The 25,579-nt window shown below is 60.7% G+C and carries 26 protein-coding genes and 1 tRNA gene; 9 read left to right on the top strand and 18 right to left on the bottom strand.

Annotation, left to right across the window (positions count from 1 at the left end):
* Nucleotides 1-251: 251 nt before the first annotated feature.
* The 9 genes from C5L10_RS05030 to C5L10_RS05070 all read right to left on the bottom strand — a co-directional run bounded on the left by C5L10_RS05030 (nt 252) and on the right by C5L10_RS05070 (nt 9,116).
* Nucleotides 252-1,226, bottom strand: coding sequence for a type II secretion system F family protein (locus C5L10_RS05030; RefSeq protein WP_105402370.1), 975 nt, complete (start codon nt 1,224-1,226; stop codon nt 252-254).
* 12 nt (nt 1,227-1,238) lie between these two features.
* A complete protein-coding gene (locus C5L10_RS05035) occupies nt 1,239-2,252 on the bottom strand; it encodes a type II secretion system F family protein (RefSeq protein WP_105428765.1) in 1,014 nt (337 codons plus the stop codon).
* Between the two features lie 13 nt (nt 2,253-2,265).
* Nucleotides 2,266-3,756, bottom strand: coding sequence for a CpaF family protein (locus C5L10_RS05040; protein WP_105428766.1), 1,491 nt, complete (start codon nt 3,754-3,756; stop codon nt 2,266-2,268).
* Between the two features lie 15 nt (nt 3,757-3,771).
* The gene (locus tag C5L10_RS05045) at nt 3,772-5,067 is read right to left on the bottom strand and encodes a CpaE family protein (protein ID WP_105428767.1); all 1,296 of its coding nucleotides are present in this window, start codon (nt 5,065-5,067) and stop codon (nt 3,772-3,774) included.
* 21 nt (nt 5,068-5,088) lie between these two features.
* On the bottom strand, nt 5,089-5,769 hold the full coding sequence (locus C5L10_RS05050) for a CpaD family pilus assembly protein (RefSeq protein WP_046638132.1): 681 nt from the start codon (nt 5,767-5,769) through the stop codon (nt 5,089-5,091).
* Between the two features lie 51 nt (nt 5,770-5,820).
* Nucleotides 5,821-7,362: a type II and III secretion system protein family protein gene (locus C5L10_RS05055; protein WP_105428768.1), complete on the bottom strand. Its 1,542-nt coding sequence runs from the start codon at nt 7,360-7,362 to the stop codon at nt 5,821-5,823.
* 13 nt (nt 7,363-7,375) lie between these two features.
* A complete protein-coding gene (gene cpaB, locus C5L10_RS05060; RefSeq protein WP_105428959.1) occupies nt 7,376-8,188 on the bottom strand; it encodes a Flp pilus assembly protein CpaB in 813 nt (270 codons plus the stop codon).
* Nucleotides 8,189-8,301: 113 nt separating this feature from the next.
* On the bottom strand, nt 8,302-8,814 hold the full coding sequence (locus C5L10_RS05065) for a prepilin peptidase (RefSeq protein WP_105428769.1): 513 nt from the start codon (nt 8,812-8,814) through the stop codon (nt 8,302-8,304).
* Nucleotides 8,815-8,927: 113 nt separating this feature from the next.
* Nucleotides 8,928-9,116, bottom strand: a complete 189-nt coding sequence (locus C5L10_RS05070) for a Flp family type IVb pilin (RefSeq protein WP_105428770.1) — start codon at nt 9,114-9,116, stop codon at nt 8,928-8,930.
* 419 nt (nt 9,117-9,535) lie between these two features.
* Between C5L10_RS05070 and C5L10_RS05075 the strand changes: the two genes are divergently transcribed.
* The 7 genes from C5L10_RS05075 (at nt 9,536) to C5L10_RS05105 (ending at nt 14,938) form a co-directional block, all read left to right on the top strand.
* Nucleotides 9,536-9,928, top strand: coding sequence for a pilus assembly protein N-terminal domain-containing protein (locus C5L10_RS05075; protein ID WP_172716924.1), 393 nt, complete (start codon nt 9,536-9,538; stop codon nt 9,926-9,928).
* A gap of 101 nt (nt 9,929-10,029) precedes the next feature.
* On the top strand, nt 10,030-10,668 hold the full coding sequence (locus C5L10_RS05080; protein ID WP_105428771.1) for a TadE/TadG family type IV pilus assembly protein: 639 nt from the start codon (nt 10,030-10,032) through the stop codon (nt 10,666-10,668).
* Nucleotides 10,668-11,261, top strand: a complete 594-nt coding sequence (locus C5L10_RS05085) for a TadE/TadG family type IV pilus assembly protein (RefSeq protein ID WP_046667444.1) — start codon at nt 10,668-10,670, stop codon at nt 11,259-11,261. The genes C5L10_RS05080 and C5L10_RS05085 overlap by 1 nt, the downstream gene beginning before the upstream one ends.
* Nucleotides 11,262-11,373: 112 nt before the next feature.
* Nucleotides 11,374-12,594: a phosphopentomutase gene (locus tag C5L10_RS05090; protein ID WP_105428772.1), complete on the top strand. Its 1,221-nt coding sequence runs from the start codon at nt 11,374-11,376 to the stop codon at nt 12,592-12,594.
* Entirely contained in the window at nt 12,591-13,607 is a 1,017-nt protein-coding gene (locus C5L10_RS05095) for an adenosine deaminase (RefSeq protein ID WP_105428773.1), read from the top strand. Before C5L10_RS05090 ends, C5L10_RS05095 begins: the two co-directional genes overlap by 4 nt.
* Nucleotides 13,608-13,668: 61 nt before the next feature.
* Nucleotides 13,669-14,298: a uracil phosphoribosyltransferase gene (upp, locus tag C5L10_RS05100; RefSeq protein ID WP_105428774.1), complete on the top strand. Its 630-nt coding sequence runs from the start codon at nt 13,669-13,671 to the stop codon at nt 14,296-14,298.
* A 124-nt stretch (nt 14,299-14,422) separates the two neighbouring features.
* Nucleotides 14,423-14,938 carry a TIGR02281 family clan AA aspartic protease gene (locus C5L10_RS05105; RefSeq protein WP_105428961.1) on the top strand — a complete coding sequence of 172 codons (516 nt, stop codon included), beginning with the start codon at nt 14,423-14,425 and terminating at the stop codon, nt 14,936-14,938.
* Here the strand turns inward: C5L10_RS05105 and deoA are convergent, their stop codons facing one another.
* The 9 genes from deoA to C5L10_RS05150 all read right to left on the bottom strand — a co-directional run bounded on the left by deoA (nt 14,939) and on the right by C5L10_RS05150 (nt 23,775).
* On the bottom strand, nt 14,939-16,249 hold the full coding sequence (gene deoA, locus C5L10_RS05110; RefSeq protein ID WP_105428775.1) for a thymidine phosphorylase: 1,311 nt from the start codon (nt 16,247-16,249) through the stop codon (nt 14,939-14,941).
* A gap of 4 nt (nt 16,250-16,253) precedes the next feature.
* Nucleotides 16,254-17,024, bottom strand: a complete 771-nt coding sequence (deoC, locus tag C5L10_RS05115; protein WP_105428776.1) for a deoxyribose-phosphate aldolase — start codon at nt 17,022-17,024, stop codon at nt 16,254-16,256.
* Nucleotides 17,025-17,237: 213 nt separating this feature from the next.
* On the bottom strand, nt 17,238-18,026 hold the full coding sequence (locus tag C5L10_RS05120) for a purine-nucleoside phosphorylase (protein WP_105428777.1): 789 nt from the start codon (nt 18,024-18,026) through the stop codon (nt 17,238-17,240).
* A 10-nt stretch (nt 18,027-18,036) separates the two neighbouring features.
* Complete coding sequence (locus tag C5L10_RS05125) at nt 18,037-18,429, bottom strand: cytidine deaminase (RefSeq protein ID WP_046638056.1); 393 nt, start codon at nt 18,427-18,429, stop codon at nt 18,037-18,039.
* A gap of 4 nt (nt 18,430-18,433) precedes the next feature.
* Nucleotides 18,434-19,405, bottom strand: a complete 972-nt coding sequence (locus C5L10_RS05130) for an ABC transporter permease (RefSeq protein WP_046667254.1) — start codon at nt 19,403-19,405, stop codon at nt 18,434-18,436.
* Between the two features lie 4 nt (nt 19,406-19,409).
* A complete protein-coding gene (locus C5L10_RS05135) occupies nt 19,410-20,513 on the bottom strand; it encodes an ABC transporter permease (protein ID WP_105428778.1) in 1,104 nt (367 codons plus the stop codon).
* Between the two features lie 91 nt (nt 20,514-20,604).
* Nucleotides 20,605-22,128 carry an ABC transporter ATP-binding protein gene (locus C5L10_RS05140; RefSeq protein ID WP_105428779.1) on the bottom strand — a complete coding sequence of 508 codons (1,524 nt, stop codon included), beginning with the start codon at nt 22,126-22,128 and terminating at the stop codon, nt 20,605-20,607.
* Nucleotides 22,129-22,204: 76 nt separating this feature from the next.
* Nucleotides 22,205-23,197, bottom strand: a complete 993-nt coding sequence (locus C5L10_RS05145; RefSeq protein ID WP_046667251.1) for a BMP family protein — start codon at nt 23,195-23,197, stop codon at nt 22,205-22,207.
* Between the two features lie 251 nt (nt 23,198-23,448).
* Nucleotides 23,449-23,775 carry a hypothetical protein gene (locus C5L10_RS05150; RefSeq protein ID WP_052751872.1) on the bottom strand — a complete coding sequence of 109 codons (327 nt, stop codon included), beginning with the start codon at nt 23,773-23,775 and terminating at the stop codon, nt 23,449-23,451.
* Between the two features lie 222 nt (nt 23,776-23,997).
* Here C5L10_RS05150 and C5L10_RS05155 point away from each other — a divergent pair.
* Both C5L10_RS05155 and C5L10_RS05160 read left to right on the top strand, forming a co-directional pair.
* Nucleotides 23,998-24,087, top strand: a tRNA-Ser gene (locus C5L10_RS05155).
* A 494-nt stretch (nt 24,088-24,581) separates the two neighbouring features.
* Nucleotides 24,582-25,571 (top strand): cytochrome-c peroxidase, encoded by a 990-nt coding sequence (locus tag C5L10_RS05160; RefSeq protein WP_105428780.1) that lies wholly within the window; start codon nt 24,582-24,584, stop codon nt 25,569-25,571.
* Nucleotides 25,572-25,579 lie beyond the last annotated feature (8 nt).

Here is a 25,579-nt window from a genome sequence, read left to right on the forward strand (position 1 = left end):
GTTTTCGGGATCGACGCGCCTTTTAGATAAGGCGTGAAATAACGGTAACGATTCCGCCGATCAGAACGAGATTCACGCAAAGTCTTGTCAGCATCGGGTATCCTCCAAAATCATGTAGCGCTCGATCCGCTTTGCATCAGCAGGCGGACCTTTGTGCGATAAGGGGATATTGATCGATCGCCGCTGAATGCGGTCTGAAGCTGGAATTCAGGTGCCGTTCACCGTCGCCTCGGCGCTTGCTGCCGGCTTCATCAAAACTTGTCGGCGACCTGGATGCCGGCGGGACCGAGGATGACGGCGATCAGCACCGGCAGAAAGAACAGGATCATCGGCACGGTCAGCTTCGGCGGCAGGGCGGCGGCCTTCTTTTCCGCCTCGTTCATCCGCTCGTCGCGGCCTTCCTGGGCAAGCACACGCAGCGCCGAGGCAATCGGCGTACCGTAGCGTTCCGCCTGGATCAGCGCCTGTGTAACCGCCTTGACGATATCGAGCTGGGTGCGGATGCCGAGATTTTCGAGCGCGGTGCGGCGGTCCTGCAGGAAGGAGAGCTCGGCCGTCGTCAGCACCATTTCCTCGGCCAGAGGCGGCGACGCCTGCGCCATCTCCTCGGCCACGCGGCGCATCGCCGCCTCCATGGAAATCCCCGATTCGACGCAGATCAGCATCAGGTCGAGCGCATCGGGCCAGGCCCGCTTGATGGAAAGCTGGCGTTTCTTCACCCGGTTGGAAATGTAGATGTTCGGTGCATAAAAACCGATATAGGCGACGACGATCGCCGCCAGCATCCGGATCGGGAAGGGCCGGGTGGCGAGGTTGCCGAGCACGAAAATCCAGACAATGGCGCCTGCGAGGAAAACGAAGGGCAGCAGGAAACGGGCCAGCAGGAACATGTTGAGGGCGTTCTGCGACCTCAGGCCGGCGGCACGAAGCCTGTTGACGGTGTTGTCGTCCACCAGCGCCTTGCGCAGATTGAAACGCTCGACGATCTGCCGGACCGACTGATTGTTCTGTGCGCGCAGCGACGTCTTCGACTGTTCGGAATTCATGCGGGCGCGTTCGCGGGCGCGGATCTGTTCACGCTCGGTGGAAACCGCCTTCATGCGCTTGTCGAGGTCTCCTTTTTCGAGGAACGGGCTCGCCAGCGTGTAGAGGGTCGCGAAAACCGCCACGGCCACCAGGATGGCGAGCAGTGTGGTCGGGTCGGTGAGCGTCGTTGCCAGTCCCATCGCCCAATCCCCTCAGATGTCGAAGTTGATCATGTTGCGCATGACGAAAATGCCGATCGACATCCAGACGCCGGAAAACAAAAGGATCAGGTGCCCGCGCGGATCGGTGAAGATGATCGAGATGTACTGAGGCGAGGTGAGATAGACGAGCAGCGAGACGATGAAGGGCAAAGCGCCGATGATCACCGCCGAAGCCTTGGCTTCCATCGACAACGCCTGCACCTTGGCCTTCATTTTCCTGCGCTCGCGCAGCACCTTGGAAAGGTTGCCGATCGCTTCGGAAAGATTGCCGCCGGCCTGGCCCTGGATGGTGATGACGATCGCGAAGAAATTCACCTCCGGCAGCGGCATGGTCATCATCATGCGCGTGCAGGCTTCCGGAATGCTCAAGCCCACTTGCTGGGATTCGATCACGCGGCGGAATTCCGTCTTCACCGGTTCCTGGCCGTCGGAAGCGATCAGCCGCATTGAATCGTTGAGCGGCAGGCCGGATTTGATCGATCGCACCATGACGTCGAGCGCATTCGGGAATTCCTGGAGAAACTTGTTCTGGCGACGCTTGACCAGGAAACTGATGATCCAGCGCGGCAGCCCCACCGAACTGACGAAGGCGGCACCGACGGCGGCGAGCAGCGGCAGGCCGGCGATCAGGGCCACGAGGAAAACGAAGACGCCGAAAAGGACGCTGAAAATATAGAAGCGGCCCATCGTCAGGGACAGGCCGGTCTGGGGGAGCTTGGCCTTCAAGCTGCCGTCGGCCATCTTCTTGTTCTTCTCTTCCTGCTTCTTCTCCAGATCCTTGATCGAATCCTGCATGGACTTGCGGCGCTTGGAAAGCTCCTGCACGCGGTCGCGCGCGGCCTTGACCTTGTTGAGATCGGTTTCCGCCGATTTCACCCGGTTGAGCCGGCTGTCGGCTTTCTTTTCCACTTCCATGCGAGAGAACAACAGCGCGTAACAGACCGCCGCCGCGGCGACCGCCACGAGGGCGATGATCGCCACGACATTGATATCCAGCCCGAACATGGAACCCTGCTCCTCAGCTCTTGGTTTTTTCCATCGCGTCAAGCGCGGCAGAAAGACGCTTTTCCTCGTTGTAATAACGGGCGCGGTCCCAGAAATGCGGCTTAACGATACCGGTCGACATGTGCTTGCCGATCAGGCGGCCGTTGGCGTCCTCGCCGTCGATCTCGTAGCGCATCAGGTCCTGGGTGATGATCACGTCGCCTTCCATGCCCATCACCTCGGTGATCTGGGTGATGCGACGCGAACCGTCGCGCAGGCGGGCCGCCTGAATGATGACGTCGACCGAACCGCTGATGATCTCACGCACGGTCTTGGCCGGCAGCGAATAACCGCCCATGGCAATCATCGATTCCATACGGCTCAGGCATTCGCGCGGCGTGTTGGCGTGGATCGTGCCCATCGATCCGTCGTGACCGGTGTTCATCGCCTGAAGCAAATCGAAGACCTCGGGTCCGCGCACTTCGCCGACGATGATGCGCTCAGGGCGCATGCGCAGGCAGTTCTTGACGAGGTCGCGCATGGTAATCTCGCCCTCGCCTTCGATGTTCGGCGGGCGAGTTTCGAGCCGGACTACATGCGGCTGCTGCAGCTGCAGTTCGGCGGTATCTTCGCAGGTGATGACCCGCTCTTCCTTGTCGATATAGTTGGTCAGGCAGTTCAGCAGAGTCGTCTTGCCCGAACCGGTACCGCCGGAAATGACGATGTTGCAGCGGACGCGGCCGATGACCTGCAGAAGCACGGCGCCTTCCGGGGTGATCGCGCCGAACTTGACGAGCTGGTCGAGGTTCAGCTTGTCCTTCTTGAACTTACGAATGGTGAGCGCCGGTCCGTCGATGGCAAGTGGCGGCGCGATGACGTTGACACGCGAACCATCCGGCAGGCGCGCGTCGCAGATCGGCGAGGATTCGTCGACGCGGCGGCCGACCTGACTGACGATGCGCTGGCAGATCGACAGGAGCTGGGAATTGTCGCGGAAGCGGATTTCGGATTCGATCGTCTTGCCGGCGACTTCGATGAAGGTCTGCCCGGCGCCGTTGACCATGATGTCGGAGATGTCGTCGCGGGCGAGCAGCGGCTCCAGCGGACCGTAACCCAGAACGTCGTTGCAGATGTCCTCGAGCAGTTCCTCCTGCTCGGAGATCGACATCGCGAAGTTCTTGATGGTGATGATATCGTTGACGATATCGCGGATTTCCTCGCGCGCGCTTTCCGCATCGAGCTTGGCAAGCTGGGAAAGGTCGATCGTATCGATCAGCGCCGAGAAGACCTGGCTTTTGGTGTCGTAATAGAGTTCCGTGCGCGCCGGGCGCTTGCGGGTCGTGGATTGCGGCGCGAGCGGCGGTGGCGAGGAGATCTGTTGCCGCTGGGTGACCGGATCGCGCACGGGCTCGGCAAGGATTTCCGGAGCGGCGGGCCGCGCCGCGGCAGGCGCAGGTGCCGCCGGCAGCGGCGGCGCTACGCTGCCGCTCTTCCCAAATCCCTCGTTTCCGCGTTTTCCAAACATACCGGTTTCCTGGTGTTATGCCTTCTTGCGCCCGAGCATGCCGAGCATCTTGCCGAGGCCACCCTTCTTCACCTTCTTCATGGCGACGCGACCCGTGACGATGTGGGCGATCTGAGAGAAGGTTTCGGCGACAGGCGACTTCGCGTCGATTTCGGAGATCATGCGGCCGCTATTGGCAGCATTGCCGAACAACAGCACGTCGAACGGCAGGATGGCGATCGGCTCGATCTCCAATGGTTCGATGAAATCGTTCGGAGCGATCTCCGGACGCTTCGGCATGCCGACCTGGTTGAGGATCAGATGCGGTGCACGGTCGTTCGGGCGAAGCTTCTTCAACGCATCGAGCATGTTCTTGGTGTTGCGCAGGTTGGCGAGATCGGGAACCGCGCAGATCACCACCTCGTCGACCTCCGAGAGAACCGCCCGCGTCCATTCCGTCCAGCCGTGCGGGACATCCAGAACGGCCATCGGCGCGCTGCGCTGCAGGAGCTCGATGATCGGCGTGAAGGCGTTGCGATCGAAATCATAGGCGCGATCGAGCAGCGAGGGAGCCGCCAGCAGCGAGAGATGCTCGGAGCACTTGGTCAGAAGGCGATCGAGGAAGACCTCGTCCAGGCGTTCCGGTGCGAAGACGGCTTCCGCGATGCCCTGGGCCGGATCCTGATCGAAATCGATATTGGCGGTGCCGAAGGGAAGATCGAGGTCGGCCAGGATGGTTTCGGTCGAGAACAGGTTCGAAATGCCGAAGGCGCAGTTATGCGCGATGGTCGAGGCACCGACGCCGCCCTTGGCACCAATGAAGGCGACCGATTTGCCAAGCGGTTCGGCTTCGGGATCCACAAAGATCGCCGAGATCGAAGCCAGCATGTCAGGCATCGGCACGGGGCCGACGAGGTATTCGGAAATGCCGTTACGGATCAGCTCGCGATAGAGCGAAATGTCATTGTAGCGGCCGACGACGATGACCCTGGTCGAGGGGTCGCACACTTCCGCAAGCGGCGTGAGCTCACGGAGCAGGTTCTTCGGCTCGGCGTCGGTTTCCAGGATGATGAGGTTCGGGGTCGGGGTGGACGAAAACATGTTGGCGGCAGCGCTGGTGCCGCCGATCGTCACTCGCAGATTGACCTTGGCCATGCGGCGATCGCGGGCCATGCGGTCCATCATGCGCTGCATCCCGTCGCTTTCGCAGAAGGAATGGATAGAGATACGCGGCAGCGGGCGCAGTGCGTCGAAATCGCCCGGACGATCGGCGTCCTCGGCAAACCCTTCACTCTGGCCGGGAGTGCGGATTTCGTAGTTGATCGCGCTCATCGTGTTCTCCGGTTCACTGGCTTACGGCGTCGTCGTGGCGGTGCCGCCGGTGCGGTAGTCGCTGATGACCTTGGCGCGCTGGGTGGCGTCGATCGGCGTTATGGCGCGCGGCGCGATGAGATCCGTAGGATTGGCGACCTGGGCTGCAAGATTGTTCTGGCTGGCGCAGCCGAAATTGTACCAGTTCTTGTTCCCGAACGTGTTGTCCGACAGGTCCGCCGGCCATTCCCCGCACTGGCCGGTCATCGCCTTGGTCGTCACGTAGGAAAGCCGGATCGGCGCAGCATCGCCATTCGGCGAGGCGGCGTAGCTGCTCATCAGGATCCGCTGCGGCTTGATGCCGGAACGCGTCAGCTCGCGGCGGATATCGCCCGCCAGATGCTGGGCTGCACCGGAATTATACGAGCCGGATGGCACCTGGATCTGCATCACGCCGGCCGGCGACGCCATGAAGTTTTGCGCAAACCCCTTCACCGTATCCCTCATCCCCGTCGTCAGCCGCACATCGCCCGAGGCGATCGGAATATCGAGGGTCGACTGACCTTCCGCCAACACGATCGGATGGCGGGTGCGATAATCGTCGGGGATGGAGCCCGTGGTGAGTTGGCTGTTGCCGCAGGCCGACAGGAGCAGGCCGGATACGGCAAGCGCCAAGGCTGCGGCGACCCCGCTGCGACGGGACCTGATTGTACCCTTGGTCATGGCATCCTGTCCTTCGGCCGATATTTTCTGGGTTTCAATGTCCATGACCGCTCACTTGTAGATAAAGCCTACGGCGCCGTGATACTGGCCCGCCGCGACGGGTTCCTTACGGCCGTAGATCTTGTTGACGCGGTTCAGGAAGAAGGTGGCGGCATCGTTTTCCGGATTGAAGTTGTCGTCCGGCCGAGCGATCTCGTTGCGCGCAACGGGACGGACCAGATAAGGCGTCGCGATGATCACGAGTTCGGTTTCGTTACGGATAAAGTCCTTGCTGCGGAAAAGCGTCCCGAACACCGGAACCTTGGAAATACCGGGAAGGCCTGACATCGCCTGTCGGACATTGTCCTGCACCAGGCCGGCGATCACGATGGAGCCGCCGGATGGCAATTCGACCGTGGTCGAAGCTTCGCGCTTGCGGATCGACATGTAGGTATTGCCGGGAATCCGAAGCGAAGCACTGTTACCCGTCACAGCCGAGCCTTCGTAGGTCGGCTCCGACACGTTGGTCTCGATCACCAGGCTGATACGCCCGGGCGACAGAACGACGGGCTTGAAGTTCAGTTCAATACCATAATCGACCGTGTCGACCGTCTGCGTGACAGTACCCTCCTGCCCATCGACTTCCTGCTGGCCGGGCAGGCGGTATTCGCCGCCCACATAAAATTTCGCTTGCTGGCCGGAAATGGCGGTCAGGCTGGGTTCGGCAAGCGTGCGCATAACGCCCGCCTGTTCCATGGCGTTCATGTAAGTCGAGAGACCGACATTGCCGATGTTGCCGGACATGATGCCTTGAGCGGCCAAGCCGACGGCATTTCCCAGATTGGCGGGGTTAGCAAAGGAAATCGAGCCTTTGGGGCCGGTCACGGAGCCATTGAAACCGAGCTGCTTCAGCACCTGCCGGCTGACTTCCGCGACAGTCACCTTCAGCGTGACCTGGTCCTCGCCCTCGATCGTCAGGAGATTGACGATCTGGGACTGCTGTCGGGCTTCGGCGAAGATATCCGCGTCGCCGTTATTGCCCTGAGCCGTGATATTCCGGGTGGTCGCCTCGCCGCCCTTGAGGAAGGCGGTGGTGAGCTTTTCCGCCTGCGCCGAATCCTGCGGCGTGCGGACGCTGCCCGACAGAACGATGTTGTCAGAGATGATCTCGACCTTGATGTTCGATTCCGGCAGGAACCGGCGAAGGTTCTGCTCGAGACCGGAGATATCGCGCTCGATTGCCACGTCCAGGCTGACGATTTCCTCGCCGTTGGGTCCGAAGACGAAGATGTTGGTCTGGCCAACGGTCTTGCCGAACAGATAGATCCGGCGGGAGGTGCGCGTCACCGCGTCAGCCATGCTCGGGTCGGCGACCAGAATGTCGTGGGCGTCGGACGGCAGATCGACAACCAAGGCCTTGTTGAGGCCGAGTTGGAGCCGTTTGCGTATCCCAGGGCCGCCTTCGGTGATGCGGACGACGCTGTTTTCGGCCGCTAGGGCTTGCGCCGGCTGAAGGCTGATCGGGGCAATGTTTAGCGAAAAGCCGGAAAAGGCGAGGCAAAAAGCCATGCCTGCCGCTGCCGAGCTACGAATCTTGTGTTTCAGACTGTTCACTTGAGCGCTCCGTTCATTTCGCCTGCACCGCCGTCGCCGTGCTCTTGACGATCGCCCCCGATTTGATGACCTGGATATCCGCCTTGCCATCCCCCCCATGCAGCAAATAGTCCGGGGCCACCGTGTCGGTCTCCTGCGAATCCGCGACGGAGCGCAGCGCGAGCGTCAGCCGCTGAGCCATCTGCTGGGCGACGGCGATGACCTTTGTCTGGTCCGGCGTCAGTTCCAGCGTCGCCGTCGTGCCGACGACGGATTTCTTGCCGTCCTCGCTCTCCTGGACCTGCTGGTCGATCGCGAGGACACGCACGTTGCTCAGGATGTTTTCGGTAATGTAATTGCCGTTGTCCTTGTTCTCTCGCACCATGATGACGTCGACGCGGTCATTCGGCAGCACGAAGCCGCCGGCGCCCGTCGCAACCGAAATCTCGGTAGCGACAGCCCGTTTTCCGGATGGCAGCAACGAGGACATGATTCGGCTGGATGAGTCGGCAATCTTCTCGGCGCGCATCGGCTCGCCCTTGAACATCGGCATGCGGACGACGACGCCCTGAAGCTCGGTCATGGCATTCGGGCGCGTGGAATCGGTGATGAATCCGTCGACAATGCCGCTCGAGGGCCAGGACATCCATGCCATCGACTTGTCGTTCAACCGGCTGCCCACGGGAAGGTTCTCAGCCGTAACGAGCACCTTGACCGTCGGCTCCTTCTGGATGACGGTTTCCACCAGTTCGGGTGCCTTGGTGCCGGAAAGGCGCATGGCAATTATGCCGGCGAGGCCCGCCGCCACCACGGCAACCGCTAGAATAATGATACGGGTGGGCTTCATGGCCATTCCTTGAGGGAATACTAACTTCCCGGAGAATGGCCTCCAATGGTGTAATTATAGTTAATGAGACGCTTACAATTCTGGTTAACGCGATCTTTCAATCGCTGAAACCTTTATTGAAACGCCTTCATAGCTAATGAATATATTGGTGCCTGCTCGATTGTCAGGAAACCGCCAATCGCAATCGCGATGCCATAGGGAATCTTCTTGGCGGTAACGAGGGACGATGGCAAAGGAATCCCCATGGCCATCACAGAGTTTGCCTGAGACCGAAGAAGAAGAAACAACAGGGTCACGGCCCCGCCCACGTAACCTACGGCTACAAGGAACATCAATAGAGAGTGATTGAAGCCGAACCAGACGGCGGCGGCAGTCAACAGTTTAGCGTCTCCGCCCCCCATCACGTTGAAGGCAAATAGGGCAAAACACACGCTGAAGACGATCGACCCTGCGACGAGGCTCGTTCCGATGTCGAGCCATGCAAGCCCGGAGAATGGTGCGACGGCCACAAAGCAAGCCAACAGAAAAGCCGGAATGCGATTTGGTATCTTCATTTCCAGCAAGTCCGTGAACGCTGCTAAAGCGAGGCCGAGCGGCAAAGCAATGAGTATGGCTGCCGAAATCATCCCGCTACTCCCCGCCTGGAACCAGATAGTGACGTTAAACTTTCAAAGGATATTTATGTCAAAAACCGCCCCATTGTTGAGGCGGTTTATGAAACTCAGTAACGAGGCCTGCCTTACGGTGCAGTCTTTGCGTTTGCTGTGCTCAGCTTCGTCGAAAGCGATGAGAATGTGTCGTTCAGGGTGTTACCGAGGGTGGTCGCGCCGGCGATCAGAGCAACGGAGATGAGTGCTGCGATAAGACCATACTCGATGGCAGTCGCACCAGATTCATCTTTCATAAAACGAGCGAAAATTTTGGTCATGGAACTCTCCTACTCCACATTTGTTGTTCAGCACTTCCCGACAACTGTTTTCCGTTGTTCGGATGACTGCAACCTACAGAGGGACGATTGCCATCGGCTTAAGGAACATCGTTACCTTCCGGTTAACGGAGGATTGCCGGTTGCGTGGTAAATGAAGCGGAAAGAACAAAACTTGCATTCGAGCGACCACCTACTCCTGCTCATAATTTGCTAATGTGCATTTTTTTACAGAGCTTTAATTTGCATGCAGAAAGCCTGAAATTCGCTTCCCTGGGTTGCAATTCCGGCCAAGCGGCAATGGTTAAGACGGGATCAAGAACCGCCTTCTGTGTCACTTAACCCTTCGTTCACCAATCGCAGCCATCCTACGGAGATAACAATCTCACCTGAAGGCCCCTCCAATGCTGTTCCGTAGCGTCATGGTCCGACTCCTCGCCATTTGCGGTGTCGTCTTCGCGGGCGCGGGGCAGTCGGAGGCGCAGGACCAGGGGGACCTTCTGCGCGTATTCATGAATCACGCGCGCGTGCTGAAACTCGACAGGCCGGTCAGCAAGGTCATCGTCGGCAACTCGAACGTGGCCGATGCCACCGTTGCGGATTCCACCACGATCGTCCTTACCGGCCGCAGCTTCGGCACGACCAATCTCGTGCTGCTGGACGCCGAGGGTAATGCGATTGCCGACGAACGCGTGCTCGTTTCGATCGATGAAGGAAACACGGTACGCGTCTTCCGGCAAACCGAACGGTCCATCCTCTCCTGTACACCCAATTGCGAGCAGCACGCCGAGTTCAAGAACACCGCTACGCCCTGATCGGGGACAGGTGGTTAAACTGCGCACGATCGCCGCAACGGAATCTCAATAATCCCGCCATAGGATAGGCACGCTCAAGCCGGGCTGTCGGACGGGAAACCATGTGCCAGGATTATGACGATACCAGAAGCAGGGCGCCTATGCCGGTGAGAGGCAAGGGCGCGTGGCGGCGGATTGCCCGCTCCAAGGACGGTGCGGCCGCAATCGAATTCGCGTTGCTGGCCATTCCCTATTTCCTGATCGTCTTCGCGATCGTCGAAACCTTCATCGCCTATACGGGCGAGCAGCTTGTCGCCAATGCAGTCGATACGATGGCGCGCAAGCTCAGGACCGGCAACATTACCTATGGGCTCAATCGCGGCACCGACAAGACCCAAACAGAATTCCGCCGCGCCTTCTGCGACGAAATATCGATCATGATCAAGTGCAGCGAGGAAGAAATCGCGACGGCGGATAAACTTCACCTCGATGTCCGCTCGTTCGCCAGCTTTGCACTGATTCCGACGACAATTCCGCGTTCGACCTCCGGCAGCGCTTTCGGCGAGCTCGACACGTCTTCCTTCGCCTATGCGCCAGGCCCCGCCAAAAGCATCAACATGCTGCGCGCCTATTACCGCTGGGACGTCATAACCGATCTGATCCGGCCTTACATCACCAATGTGCGGCCTGAGGGCGGCGGGCGTCCGAGCTATTTCCTGATCGTCGAAACATCCGCCTTCCGAGCCGAGGATTATCCGTGATCGAAGAGCAAAAGTCCCAGCCGGATAAGCGATATCGTGGCTTTTTGGTCCGCCTCAAACAGCTGGTGGCTGACAGGCGCGGCGTCGGCGCCGTGGAGTTCGCCCTGATCGCGCCGCTGCTTCTGAGCCTCTATATCACGTCCTTCGAGATCACCATCGGCCTCAGCGTCTCCAAGCGGGTGACGCGTAGCGCCAGCACCATCGCCGATCTCGTGACCCGGGAAACGAGCGTCGACAAGACGATCCTCATGACGATGAAGGATGTGACCGCAAGTCTTTTTGCGCCCTACACGCCCAACACGCTGGTTATCAAAGTCACGGGAGTGGCACTCGATGCCACCGGCAATCCGACCGTTGCCTGGTCATGGGACCAGCAGAATGGCAGGCCCTACGCGATCGGCTCCGCGGTCCAGGTACCGGCCGATATGCACATAGCCAATTCCTTCCTTGTCCGGGCGGAGGTCTCAGTTCACCACGAACTCCTGATGTTCATGCCCGGCCTCCTGCCGAACAGTGTTCAGGACCTCACCATTTCGCGCGAGTATTTCTACCGCCAGCGCCTCGGAGACAGTGTCAACTGCACCAATTGCTGAAGCGCCTCGGACGTTATCCCCTTTGCCAATACGTGTACACGGCTATATGAATCCCGATTCGAGCCGGCCAGCAGAACCGTCGGCTGACGATATTCAAACTTCCGGGTGACCGATGGCGCGTGCCTTCCTGTTCGTTCTTGATTCATTCGGCATGGGCGGCGCCCCGGATGCGGACGAGTATGGCGATCTGGGCTCCAACACGCTCGGGCATATCGCGGAGTTCTGCGCGGCCGGCGTCGGCGATCGGGCGGGCCTCAGGGAAGGCCCGCTGCATCTGCCGAACATGTCGTCGCTCGGGCTTCTGGAAATCGCCAAGCTTGCCAGCGGCGACTATCCTGCCGGCATGCCGATGCCGGAGCGGATCTTCGGTCTGCACGGCGCGGCCGACGAAATTTCCCGCGGCAAGGATACGCCGTCCGGCCATTGGGAAATCGCCGGGACTCCCGTGATGTTCGATTGGGGTTATTTTCCGACCGAAGGAGAGGCCTTCTCTCCCGAACTGGTGGATGCCATCTGCCGTGAAGGCGACATTGCGGGCATTCTGGGCAATTGCCACGCATCCGGCACCGAAATCATCGCTCGGCTCGGGGAAGAGCATATCCGCACCGGAAAGCCTATCTGCTACACGTCGACGGATTCCGTCTTCCAGATTGCCGCCCACGAGACCTATTTCGGCCTCGACCGGCTGCTCAGGCTCTGCGAAACCGTCCGAGTGCTGCTCGATCCGATGAATATCGGCCGTGTGATCGCGCGGCCCTTCCTTGGCGAAACGGCAGAGACGTTCGAGCGCACCGGCAATCGCCGTGACTTCTCCGTGCCGCCGCCGGAGCCGACATTGCTCGACCGGCTGATCCGGGGTGGCCGGTCGGTGCATGCCATCGGCAAGATCGGCGACATCTTCGCTCACCAAGGCGTTTCGCGCGTTATCAAGGCGAACGGCAATGCGGCACTAATGGACGCGACCCTTGCCGCCATGGACGAGGCGGCGCTGGGCGATCTCGTTTTTACCAATTTCGTCGATTTCGACATGCTCTACGGCCATCGCCGGGACGTGCCGGGCTATGCCGCGGCGCTCGAAGCCTTCGACCGCGCCCTGCCGGACGTCCATCGGCGGCTGAAACCCGGCGATCTCGTCATCCTCACCGCCGATCATGGCTGCGATCCGACCTGGCGCGGCACCGACCACACCCGCGAGCGGGTGCCGGTCATGGCGTTCGGGCCAGGCATCCGCTCCCGCTCGATCGGCATCAGGTCAACCTACTCGGACATTGCCGAAACCATTGCCGCGCATCTCTCGATCCCGCTTGGCCCCAACGGATGGAGCTTCCTTTGACCAGACACCTCCTCAAGGCCGAGATTCACTGCCATATCGAAGGCGCCACACCGCCGGCACTGGCGGCAAGCCAAGCCAGGAAATATGGCGTCGATGCGAGCAAGGTGTTGCGTGACGGCGCCTACGCCTGGTCGGACTTTTCCGAATTTCTCGTCTGCTACGATGCGGTTGCCAGCCTGTTCAGAACGGCTGACGACTACGCGCTGCTGACCGAGACCTATCTTCTGGAACTCGCCGCCGCCAACACGATCTACAGCGAAATCATCGTCTCGCCCGATCACGGAGACCGGATCGGGCTCGGGGCCGATGCCTATCTTGCCGGCATCTGCGACGGCATCCATGCGGCGCGTGAAAAGACCGGGATCGAAGCGCGGATCATCGTCACGGGCGAACGGCATTTCGGCCCGGACCGGGTGATCTCCGCCGCGGAATATGCGGCACGGGCGAAAAACCCGCTGGTGACCGGCTTCAACATGGCCGGCGAGGAACGCATGGGCCGCGTCGCCGACTATGCCCGCGCCTTCGATATCGTCCGCGATGCCGGACTGGGCCTGACCATCCACGCCGGCGAGGTCTGCGGTGCATTCAGCGTTTCCGATGCGCTCGATCTGGTGAAGCCTTCCCGAATCGGCCATGGCGTCCGGGCGATCGAGAATCCGGCACTCGTGGAACGGCTTGTCGAGCTCGGCACCGTGCTGGAAGTCTGCCCGGGCTCGAACATCGCGCTGAATGTGTTTCCGGATTTCGACAGCCACCCGCTGAAACGCCTCAAGGCCACCGGCGTGCGGGTCTGCATCAATTCCGATGACCCACCCTTCTTCCACACCTCGCTCGCCCGCGAATACGAGATCGCTTCGGCGATCATGGGGATGCCGGATGACGAGATCGATGAGATGACGCGCACGGCGATCGAAGCTGCGTTCGTGGACGAAGAGACAAGGGCAAAGCTGCTCGCCCGGTTCGACGCACAGAGGGGGCCAGAGGCTGGGGATGAGGCGGCCATGCGCGCCTGATGGGTTGCGGAACCGGCCTTTTTCCTGAATGAAGAGACAGGCAAACAATAAGGGGAAGCTCATGGACGGCGTCACTGTCATCGCTCATCCGCTGGTGCAGCACAAGCTGACGATCATGCGCAAGAAGGAAACCTCGACGGCGGGTTTCCGGCGGCTGCTCCGGGAAATCTCGATGCTGCTCTGCTACGAGGTAACCCGCGACCTCGAACTGACCATGGAAACCATCGAGACGCCGCTCACGCAAATGCAGGCGCCGGTCGTCGAGGGCAAGAAGCTGGTCTTCGCTTCGATCCTGCGTGCCGGCAACGGGCTTCTGGAAGGCATGCTGGAACTGGTGCCTTCCGCCCGCGTCTCGCATATCGGCGTCTACCGCGACCATGAAACGCTGCAGCCGGTCGAATATTACTTCAAGGCGCCGGACGATATCGCAGAGCGGCTGATCATCGTTGTCGATCCGATGCTGGCGACCGGCAATTCCTCGATCGCCGCAGTCGACAAGCTGAAGGAACGCGGCGCGCACAATATCCGCTTCCTCTGCCTGCTTGCAGCCCCAGAGGGCATCGCGAACTTCCGCGCGGCGCATCCGGACGTGAAGATCTACACCGCCTCGATCGATAGCCACCTCGACGAAAATGGCTATATCGTGCCCGGTCTCGGTGACGCCGGCGACCGCATGTACGGTACCAAGTAATTAATTTAGAATTCGCTTACCAAGCTTTGAAATGAACGGCCTGCGAAGATTTCGCGGGCCGTTTTCTTATGATTTTCCGGCTATGCAGGAAGCGGATATCCGGTTCATGCCGAGAGGATTGTTCATGCTCCTGCGCACCGTCATTTTTGCCGCCGTTGCGGCGCTGCTGGCGACACAGATCCCAGCGATGATCCAGCGTGCCGATCATCCGCCGGAGGCGATGGCCGCCGTCGGAGCGCCCGCAAAGGCGACCCCTGTCTCGGTGACGTCCGGCAGCGTGACGCTCGAAGCGGATGGACGCGGACATTTCAACGGCACGTTCCGGATGAACGGCAAATCCGTCGACGGCCTCGTCGATACCGGCGCGTCCCTGGTGGCGATAAATGAGAGCACGGCCCGCAAGCTGGGCTACAGCGCCAACGGCCTGAATTTCCGCTACACGGTCAATACCGCCAATGGCGGCACCGAGGCGGCGCATGTGGTCCTCGACCGGATCGAGATCGGCGGCGTGCGCGTCAAGGACGTCGATGCCTTCGTGCTGCGCGACAAGGCGCTGACAGGCACCCTGGTCGGCATGAGTTTCTTGAAGAAGCTGAAATCCTTCCAGGTGGAAGGCGGGAACCTGAAGCTGATCCAGTGATCAGCCGATGCGCTTGAGGATTACCGGCGCGGCTGCGACCGGAGCATCAGCGATCGTGTAGAAACGCGCGACATCCTCGGCGATCCGCCTGGCATCCTCTTCAGTTCTGGCATGTACCATGGCGATCGGCTCGCCTTCCGACACGGAACTACCGAGCGGCAACAATGCGCTGAAGCCGACACGATGATCGATCGGATCTGCGGCCCGCTTGCGGCCTCCGCCGAGTTCGACCACGGCCAGGCCGAGGGCGCGGGTCTCGCAGGCGACAAGGTATCCATCGCGCGACGCCGGCACGCGCAGCCGCACCGGTGCAGGTTGCAGATAGGCATCCGGTCGCTCGCAGAAATCCACTGGTCCGCCGAGCGCATGGACCATGCGGGCGAAACGCTCCATCGCTTCGCCGGAACTCAGGGCCAGTCGCGCATTTTCCTCGGCTTCCGAAAGGTCATGCGCCATATCTGCCTGAACCAGCATTTCCGCGGCCTGCGCCAGAATGACGGCTTCAAGCCGCGTACCGGCTTTCAATCCGGCGAGGAAATCGAGACAGTTGACGATTTCGAGCGCATTGCCGGCCGCATCGGCGAGCGGCTGGTTCATGTCAGTCAACAACGCTGCCGTCTTCACGCCCGCCCCGTTCGCCACCTCGACCAGCGAGCGGGCGAGCGTTTCCGCCTCACCTAAGCTTTCCATGAAGGCGCCGTTACCGACTTTCACGTCGAGCACGAGGCTGCCGAGCCCGGCCGCGAGTTTCTTGGAGAGGATGGAGGCTGTAATCAATGGTATGGATTCGACGGTGGCCGTCACGTCGCGGATACCGTAGAGCCGGCGGTCGGCAGGAGCGAGGTCGCTCGTCTGCCCGATAATGGCACAACCGACCTCGTCTACCACTTTGCGGAACAAAATCTCGTCCGGCATGACGCTGTAACCCGGGATCGACTGCAGCTTGTCGAGAGTGCCGCCGGTATGCCCAAGCCCGCGGCCGGAAATCATCGGGACGGCAAGACCGCAGGCGGCAACGATCGGCGCGAGCATCAGCGAGACGTTGTCGCCGACGCCGCCGGTGGAGTGCTTATCCGCTACCGGGCGGCCAAGGCCATCCCAATTCAGGACAGTCCCGGAATCACGCATGGCAAGCGTCAACGCTACCGTCTCATCGCGGGACATGCCCCGAAAGAAGACAGCCATGGCGAAGGCAGCCGCCTGACCCTCGGAGATTTCCTCTCTTGTCAGGGCCGCGATGAAGGCTGCGATTTCCTCGCCGGCGAGGACTTTTCCGTCGCGTTTGCGACGGATGATCTCCTGCGGGATCATCCTGTCAGTAGCCGCTTGATGCGCGGACAGTGGTGCCGCCGCTCAGCACGCCGAGAATATCGTCAAGCAGGCTGGATGCGCCGAAGCGGAAGGTGGACGGCATGATCCAGTTGGGAGCCATGATCGTTTCGGCAAGCCGGAAGTAGAGATCGGCGTCGGCAACAGTCGATATCCCGCCGGCAGGCTTGAAGCCGACCCGTTTTTTCGAATCCCGGATCGCCTGCAGCATGATATCGGCAGCTTCGAGCGTCGCGTTGACGGCGACCTTGCCGGTCGACGTCTTGATGAAATCGGCGCCGGCAGCAATCGCCAGTTCGGAACCGCGGCGGATCAGCGCGCTGTCCTTGAGTTCGCCCGTCTCGAGGATCACCTTCAGGCACGCATCGGGGCAGGCCGCGCGGACGGCCTCGACCATTTCGGTCACCGCGGCCTCATCGCCCGCGAGCAGCTTGCGATAGGGAATAACCATGTCGATCTCATCGGCGCCGTCCTCGATCGCCTGCCGCGTCTCTTCGATCACGGTCGTGACGGACAGATCACCCGACGGAAAATTCACGACGGTCGCGATGCGGACCGGATGCTCGGGACCCAGGATTTGGCGCGCATGGGCGACGAAACGCGGCCAGATGCAGATCGCAGCCGTGTTGCCATAAGACGTCTGGGCGCGCAGGCACAGTTTCTCGATCGCGGCATTGTCGCAATCGTCGCGCAGGTTCGTCAGGTCGAGAAGCGATAGCGCGAAGGCTGCCGCCTCGCGCGGGTTCAGGAGTTCCATGTCGAGTGCCTCCCCGGCTTGGTTACTGCGCCGCGCGACCGTTGGCCGCATCAGGGACCCAGTAAATTCAAAGGCGATGCAGGTCCGATCAAAGTCTGTTCGACTTCTGGGTCATGCGCCTGATCATATTTACCGTTCAAACGATTAGATGCAAGCCACACCGGCGGGACGCATGGCCGCACGGGACGTATCCGATTGAAATACATCGTGTAATCAGGCCAACATTTCTTTCAGAATAGCCGCCAGCCGCTGCCCTCCGATGGGGGCCATGTCCTTGGTTTCCGCGTGGCTGAGCTCTGCACCGGTCATGCCTGCGCCGAAATTCGTGATGACCGACCCGGCCGCAACCTTCAGCCCGAAATAGCGCGCGAGGATGACTTCCGGCACCGTCGACATGCCGACAGCGTCGGCGCCAAGCGTGCGCGCCATGCGGATTTCCGCCGGCGTCTCGAAGCTCGGTCCGGAGAACCACATGTAGACGCCGGAAAACAGCGGCACGCCGCAACGGATCGCCGCATTGCGCATATCGAGCGCGAGGTCGGCATCATAGGCGGTGGTCATGCCGACAAAACGCCCGTCGCCTTCCTCGCCGATCAGCGGGTTCATGCCGGAATAGTTGATGTGGTCGGAAATCTGCATCACCGAGCCCGGCGGCATATCTTCCCTCAGAGAGCCTGCCGAATTGGTCAGGATCAGCGACTGGACTCCGAGGCCCTTCATCACCTCGATCGGAAAACGCATCACCTTGGCATCGCCGCGCTCGTAATAATGAGCGCGTCCGGAAAGCATGATAACCGGCTCGGCTCCGAGATAACCGGCGACGATCTCACCCGCATGCCCGGTGACGCCGCTCACCGGGAAACCCTCGAGTGCGCCATAGGGAATGCGGACGGCCTCCGTCACCTCGTTCACCAGCGAACCGAGGCCTGAGCCGAGCACGACCGCGTGGCGCGGCACCAGGCCGTTCAGGCGGTCGACGAGCAGATCGATGACTTGCCTCATCTCCACCGCCTCAGCCGATCGCGTCCGTCTCGAAAGCAAAAGGCAGGAGCTCCGCCATGGTGACGGTCTTCTGCACGCCGAGATCGTCGCAGAGATAGATGCGCGTACCGGCGGAGGCAAACTCGGCGATCTTCTGCCGGCAGCCACCACAGGGCGAGCAGAGCGCCAGCTTTTCGGCGATCACCGCCAGTTCGACGATCTTCTTGCCCCCGCCCATGATCATCGCGCCGATCGCCGTCGGCTCGGCGCACCACCCTTGAGGAAAGGAGATATTCTCGATATTCGCGCCAAGATAGACCTTGCCGTCATCGGCGCGGATCGCCACGCCCACCGGGAATTTCGAATAGGGGGCATGAGCCTTGGACATCGCGTCGCGGGCGGCTTCGAAAAGATCGTGAGACATCTGATCAGCGCTCCTTGGTATAGGGCACGCCGCCGGCCTTGGGCGGGCGGGCGGTGCCGATGAAACCGGCGAGCAATACGCAGGTGAGGATATAGGGCAGCGCCTGGAAGATCTGTACCGGCACTTCACCGATCAGCGGCAGCGATTTGCCCTGCATGAAATTGGCGAACGCATCGAGAAAACCGAAGAGCAGGCAGGCGAGCATGACCGGCACCGGCTTCCACTTGGCGAAGATCAGCGCCGCGAGCGCGATATACCCCTTGCCGGCCGACATGTTGTTGATGAAGGCGGCCGATTGAGCGATCGACAGATAGGTGCCTGCGAAACCGCAGAGGAATCCTGCGACGATCAGCGAGCGATAACGCATCCAGGCAACTGAAATGCCGGCGGTATCCACCGCACCCGGGTTTTCACCGACGGCGCGCAGGCGCAGCCCAAAGCGGGTGCGATAGAGAACCCACCAGGAGATCGGCACCATCAGGAAGGCGATGTAGGTGAGGATGTTGTTGCCTGAGATCACGTTGGCATAAAGCGGGCCGATGATCGGCACGTCGCGCATCATGTCGGCGCCCGGCAGGACGATGGATGAGAATCGGCCCTCGGGCGGCACCTGACCAGTGCGCCCGCCCTGCCTGAACCAGGCCTGGCCGAGCACGATCGTCAGACCGGCGGCCACGAAATTCAGCGCCACGCCGGAGACGATCTGGTTACCGCGATTGGTGATCGAGGCAAAGCCGTGCACGAACGAAAACGCGATCGACACGCCGATGCCGCCGAGCAGGCCGAACCAGGCATTGCCGGTCCAGTAGGCGACGCAGGCCGCCGCGAAGGCGGATGCCAGCATCTTGCCTTCCAGGCCAATGTCGAAAATGCCGGCGCGTTCCGAAAAGAGGCCGGCAAGCGCCGTGAACAGAAGCGGGATCGAAAGGCGAACCGCCGAGCCGAGAATGCTGATGAAAATATCGAAATAATCCATGAGCCTACTTCCCGGTGAGCTGCTGGTAGAGCCGGACGATGGACGGGCGCAGCATGTATTCCAGCGCACCGGCGAACAGGATCACCATGCCCTGAATGACGACGATCATGTCACGCGTGATGCCCGGCATGTCGAAGGAGAGTTCGGCCCCGCCCTGATAGAGAATGCCGAAGAGCAGCGCCGCCAGGATGATGCCTGCCGGATGATTGCGGCCCATCAGCGAGACGGCGATGCCGACGAAGCCGGCGCCCCCGACGAATTCGATCTGCAGGCGGGCGGAAGCGCCCATCACCGGGTTCAGCGCCATCATGCCGGCAAGGCCGCCGGAGATCAGCATGGTGATCATGACGATCTTGGAATAACGGATGCCGGCGTAACTCGCAGCCGTCGGGCTGATGCCGAGCGTGCGCATTTCGTAACCGAGCTTGGTGCGCCAGATCAGCACCCAGACCAGGAAGCACATGATCAGCGCGATCAGGAAGGAGAAGTTGAGCGGTGCCGCGCCGATCTTGCCGCCAAACATGGCGATCAGCCAGTCGAGCTTGGGAAGTTGGCCGCCGGGCAGGAAGGTGCGGGTTTCCGGCGCCATCTTGCCGGGCACGATCAGCAGGCGCACCAGCATGTAGTTCATCAGCGACGAGACGATGAAGTTGAACATGATGGTGGTGATGACGATATGGCTGCCGCGCTTGGCCTGCAGCCAGGCGGGTATGGCGGCGCAGGCCGCACCGAACAGCGCGGCCCCGATCACCGCGAAAGGCATGGTGACGTACCAGGGCACATAGCGGTCCATGGCGAGCGCCACGAGCGCCGCACCAAGACCGCCGAGATAGGCCTGGCCTTCCGAACCGATGTTGAACAGGCCGGCATGGATCGCGACCGCCACCGAAAGACCGGTGAAGATGAAGCTCGTCGTGTAGAACAGCGTGAAACCGATGCCCTCGCCACGGCCAAGCGCCCCGACCAACAGCAGTTGCAGCGCCTCGAACGGGCTTTCGCCGATCGCCCAGACGACCAGACCGGAAAAGAAGAAGGCCAGGACGAGATTGAGCAGCGGAATGAGGCCGTAATTGATCCAGGCGGGAAGCGGAACGGATGCGGTGGTCATGCCCCTGCCCTCGTCCGCGGTGCCGCCACCGAAAGTTCAATCATTCCATGCTCCGGATGGGTCATTGCTGAAAGCGTCATTACTCCGGACATCATGCGGCGATCCCGGCCATCATCAGGCCCAGCGTCTGTTCGCCCGCCTCGCCCGACTTCTCGCCGACGATCTTGCCCGCGAACATCACCAGGATACGGTCGGAGAGCGAACGGATCTCGTCCAGCTCCACCGAGACCAGCAGCACCGCTTTGCCGGCATCGCGCATCTCGATGATCCGCTTGTGGATGAATTCGATGGCGCCTATATCGACGCCGCGGGTCGGCTGACCGATGATCAGCATTTTCGGATCGCGCTCGATTTCGCGCGCCACGACGATCTTCTGCTGATTGCCGCCGGAAAAATTGGCGGTCCGAAGCCGCGGGTTCGGCGGGCGGATGTCGTATTTACCGATCTTCTCCTCGGCATCCTTGCGCATCGCCTCAAGGTCCAGGAGCGGCCCGCGGCCGTATCTGGGATCGCGGTGATAACCGAGGATCGAGTTTTCGTATTCCTCGAACTTCAGGACCAGGCCCATGTGGTGGCGGTCTTCGGGGATATGCGCGAGCCCGAGATCGCGCAGGCCCGCCGGATCGACCCCAGCGACGGGCTTGCCATCGATAAAGATCTCGCCGGACGAAGGCTTGCGGATGCCGGCGATCGCTTCGAGGAGCTCGGACTGGCCGTTGCCGGCGACGCCCGCGATGCCGACGATTTCGCCGGCCCGCACGTCGAAGGAGACGTCGTCGACCATGGTGACGCCGCGGCTGTCCTTGACCGTGAGGTTCCTGACCGACATCAGAACCCCGCCCGGATGGGCAGCACCCTTTTCGACGCGCAGCAGGACCCGGCGGCCGACCATCAGTTCGGCGAGCTCTTCGACGGTCGTTTCGGCGGTCTTGCGGGTCGCGACCATTTCCCCGCGGCGCATGACGGACACCGTGTCGGTGATCGCCATGATCTCGCGCAGCTTGTGGGTGATGAGGATGATCGTCTTGCCCTGATCGCGCAGCACGCGCAGAACCTTGAAAAGGTGGTCTGCCTCCGGCGGTGTCAGCACCCCGGTCGGCTCGTCAAGAATGAGGATGTCGGCGCCGCGATAAAGCGCCTTCAAAATTTCGACGCGCTGCTGGCTGCCGACCGGCAGTTCCTCGATGACCGCGTCGGGATCGACCTCGAGGCCGTAATCGTCCTCCAACCGCTTCAGTTCCTTGCGGGCGCTCGCGACGCCCTTGGCGAGGAGTTGGCCGCCTTCGGCGCCGAGCATGACGTTTTCCAGCACGGTGAAATTCTCGACCAGCATGAAGTGCTGATGCACCATGCCGATGCCCGCGGCGATCGCTGCCTGGCTATCCCGGATTGTCACCGGCTTTCCGGAAATGCGGATTTCCCCATGGTCGGCCTGGTAGAAGCCGTAGAGGATCGACATCAGGGTCGATTTGCCGGCACCGTTTTCCCCGATGATACCGTGGATCGAGCCTTTGGCGACCGTCAGATTGATGTTCTTGTTCGCGTGTACCGTACCGAATTTCTTGTCGATGCCGACAAGCTCGATCGCGGGCTCCTTCGGAGAATCGAGGCTCAATGGTTCGCCCTTCCGCCTGATATGCAAAAAGGGCGCATGGCGGTCATCACCGCCCTGCGCCCCTCCAAACCCGACCTTACTTGTTGCAGGCTTTGTTCGACATGTAGTCGTGCACCTTGATGGTGCCGGCAATGATGTCGGCCTTGGCCTTTTCAACGGCGGTCTTCATTTCGGGCGTGATCAGCGCCTTGTTGTTGTCGTCGAGCGCGTAGGCAACGCCGTCCTCCTTGACGCCGAGAGCCTGAATGCCGGCCGTGAACTTGTCTTCCTTGGTGTCCTTGAAGGCATTGTAGACGGCAAGATCGACGCGCTTGACCATCGACGTCAGAACCGAACCCGGATGCAGGTGGTTCTGGTTGGAATCGACGCCGATCGACAGCTTCTTGTTGTCGGCAGCGGTCTGCAGCACGCCGAGGCCGGTCGCGCCGGCAGCCGCGTAAACGACGTCGGCGCCCTGATCGATCTGGTTCTTGGTGAGTTCGCCGCCACGGACCGGATCGTTCCAGGCAGCACCGGTCGTGCCGGTCATGTTCTGGAAGACCTGCGCATCGGGCTTGGCCGCCTTGACGCCCTGGACATAACCGCAGCCGAACTTGCGGATCAGCGGGATATCCATGCCGCCGACGAAACCGACCTTGCCCGTCTTCGACGCCATGCCGGCGAGAAGGCCGACGAGGTAGGAACCTTCTTCTTCCTTGTAGAGGACCGAACGGACGTTCTTCAGGTCGACGACCGAATCGACGATCGCGAACTTGGTGTCCGGGAACTCAGCCGCGACCTTTTCCATGGCCGAGGTCCAGGCGAACGATACGGCGACCACCGGGTTGAAGCCGCGGCTTGCGAAGTTGCGGATAGCCTGCTCGCCCTGGGTGTCGCTGGTCGGTTCGAAATCCCGGAAGTCGATCCCCGTTTCCTTCTTGAACCTTTCGGCGCCGACGGAAGCGGCTTCGTTGAAGGATTTGTCGAACTTGCCGCCCGTGCCGTAGACCAGCGCCGGCTTGATATCCGCGGCAAGCGCGGTTGCCGACATGGCAGCCATGGCAATGAGGCTCAAAAGGGTTTTCTTCATCGTGCAGCCCTGTTTTTTAGCTGTTAGGTCCCCCCGCAATCCCGTTCTCCGGGCATGTCTGCGGCCACCGGCCCTTTTTCTTCAAGGGTCTGGCTTCGGTCACTCTTGCACGGGTTTCGGAAAAATTCACGAGATTTTTTTCAACTGGTAAAAAACAACGAACCTGCTGAAAACTTCGACAATGCTGTGGAAAAACTGCACAAACACGCGGCTTTAGCCGCGACCTTCGGGGAACTGGTACGGCCAGCCCTTCAGGCGGAAAACCGCCCTGCGAAATGCGGCCTGCTGTATCCGGCCATCCAGAAGATCAGGGCGATTGCCAGAAACACCACGAATGCCGGCTGCGCCAGCACCGGCGTCACGAAGGGCCGCCAGATATCCTGACTGAGATACGTGCTCACGACGAATTCCGCGAGCGTCAGGCTTTCCGGATCGAGATTGAGCCAGGCGTTGCCAAGGCTGGTCAGCACCACGGACGAGGACGACACGGACTGGATGGAATCCAGCGTGCCGGCAACGATCGCGGCAACCAGCGCAAGCCCGCTGAGCAGATGGAAGACGAACCGTATGACTGCCATTCCGAACAAGCCCGCGTCGTTGATCACGGTCGCGCCGCCTGCAGCACGACGGCATTTATGGCAGAAGAAATAGTCCGCGCGCCGAGGCTTGGCAACGCGGCCAGGAAGGTTTTCCCGCCCAGTGTCAAAAAACGTTCAGATTCGGGTTGATCCCGGGGAACTGATCGGTATATATCGCGGCCGTTCCAACGTTTTGCTTCTCAGACGACGCAAAGCAACCAAGGACAGGTGGCCGAGTGGTTTAAGGCGCACGCCTGGAACGCGTGTGTGCGTGAAAGCGTACCGTGGGTTCGAATCCCACCTTGTCCGCCATTGGCTCTTTAAATTGCTTTTTCTGTTGCGTACCTGCTGGCCGGGGGCTGATGCCCTCGATTGCCCCGCATCCCGCTCGGATGCTGTTCGAGCCCGCCAGTGGCTTATTCCTCGGAACCATCGCGAAATCTCCAGAAATCATTCGGGCCGTCATCCAAGGATTTTTTCGGTTCGGCCGGCATCGGTTGTGTTCCTGCAGCCGTATCGCCATCCGGGGATGGAAGACAAATGACGCAAGGATGCGCATCACGCGATGCCCTTGAACTGAGACATGTCAGGCTCTTCAGCTGGATATACGACCCGCCCTGCACGAACGCCGGGTTGAAGCCGCTTCTTATCATTTGCCAATTTTTCAATAATAGGTTGAGTTAGAAATTCGTTATGCAAAAATTTTACTCTTTTTGGTTACTTTCCTTTCAGACGACAACCGGACGGCTCCAACCAAGCTGATCCCGGTCATCAAGCGCTAAGTTCACCTTCTGGATAATTCAGCCATGCGCCGTTCGGTTCTCTGCATCGCCCTTTTCTCAGCCGTGTCATTCCAAGGCGCGACAGCTGGAAATCTTGCCGATTTCAAGCGGCCTCTCGCCATCCCCTTCGACAAGGTGACGCCCTATTCGTTGCAGTTGGCGACGCTCGGAAAGATGTTGTTTTTCGACCCGCGGCTGTCGGGCGCGAAAAACATGAACTGCGCCAGCTGTCACAATCCATCGTTCGGCTTCGAAGTGCCGGTCAAGACGCCGGTGGGTGCAGCCAACACACATCTGTCCCGACAGGCACCGACAATTCTGAACGTAGCGTGGACCACCTCCCTGTTCTGGGATGGTCGTTCGCCGACACTCGAGGCGCAAGCCGCAGGACCGATCACGGCACCCGCGGAGATGAATGGCAAGCTCGACCAGATCGTCGCCGATCTGCGCTCCATTTCCGACTACGACAGCTGGTTCAAGCAGATATTCCCGGACAAGGGCGCGACCCAGGAAACGCTGCTGGCGGCGCTCGCGACCTATGAACGAACCGTTGTTTCCGCGTGGTCGCCGTTCGACCGCTGGGTGGACGGCGACCAGGCCGCGGTCTCGGACAGTGCCAAACGAGGGTTTGAACTGTTCACCGGCAAAGCAAATTGCTCGGTCTGCCACACGGGCTGGAATTTCACCGACCACAAGTTTCACAATACCGGGCTGCCCACAAGCGACATCGGGCGGGCCAAGGTGGAACCGAATAATCCCAAAGCCTTGTATGCTTTCAAGACGCCCAGCCTTCGCAACACTCTCTATCGGGGCCCGTATATGCATAACGGCAGCCTGGCGACCATGGAGGACGTGATTGCTCACTACGAAAGCGGCGGTGCCGAAAGCCCGTCACGCTCGGATCACATATCGCCATTTTTCGTGACCGATCACGAACGGGAAGACCTGATCGCTTTCCTGAAGACCCTCACTCCCGAGCAGCAGGATTTGCTCCTGCCGACCTTACCAAACTGAGTAGCACG

It is taken from the genome of Neorhizobium sp. T6_25 (assembly GCF_002968555.1).
In the GTDB taxonomy this organism is placed as follows: Bacteria; Pseudomonadota; Alphaproteobacteria; order Rhizobiales; family Rhizobiaceae; genus Neorhizobium.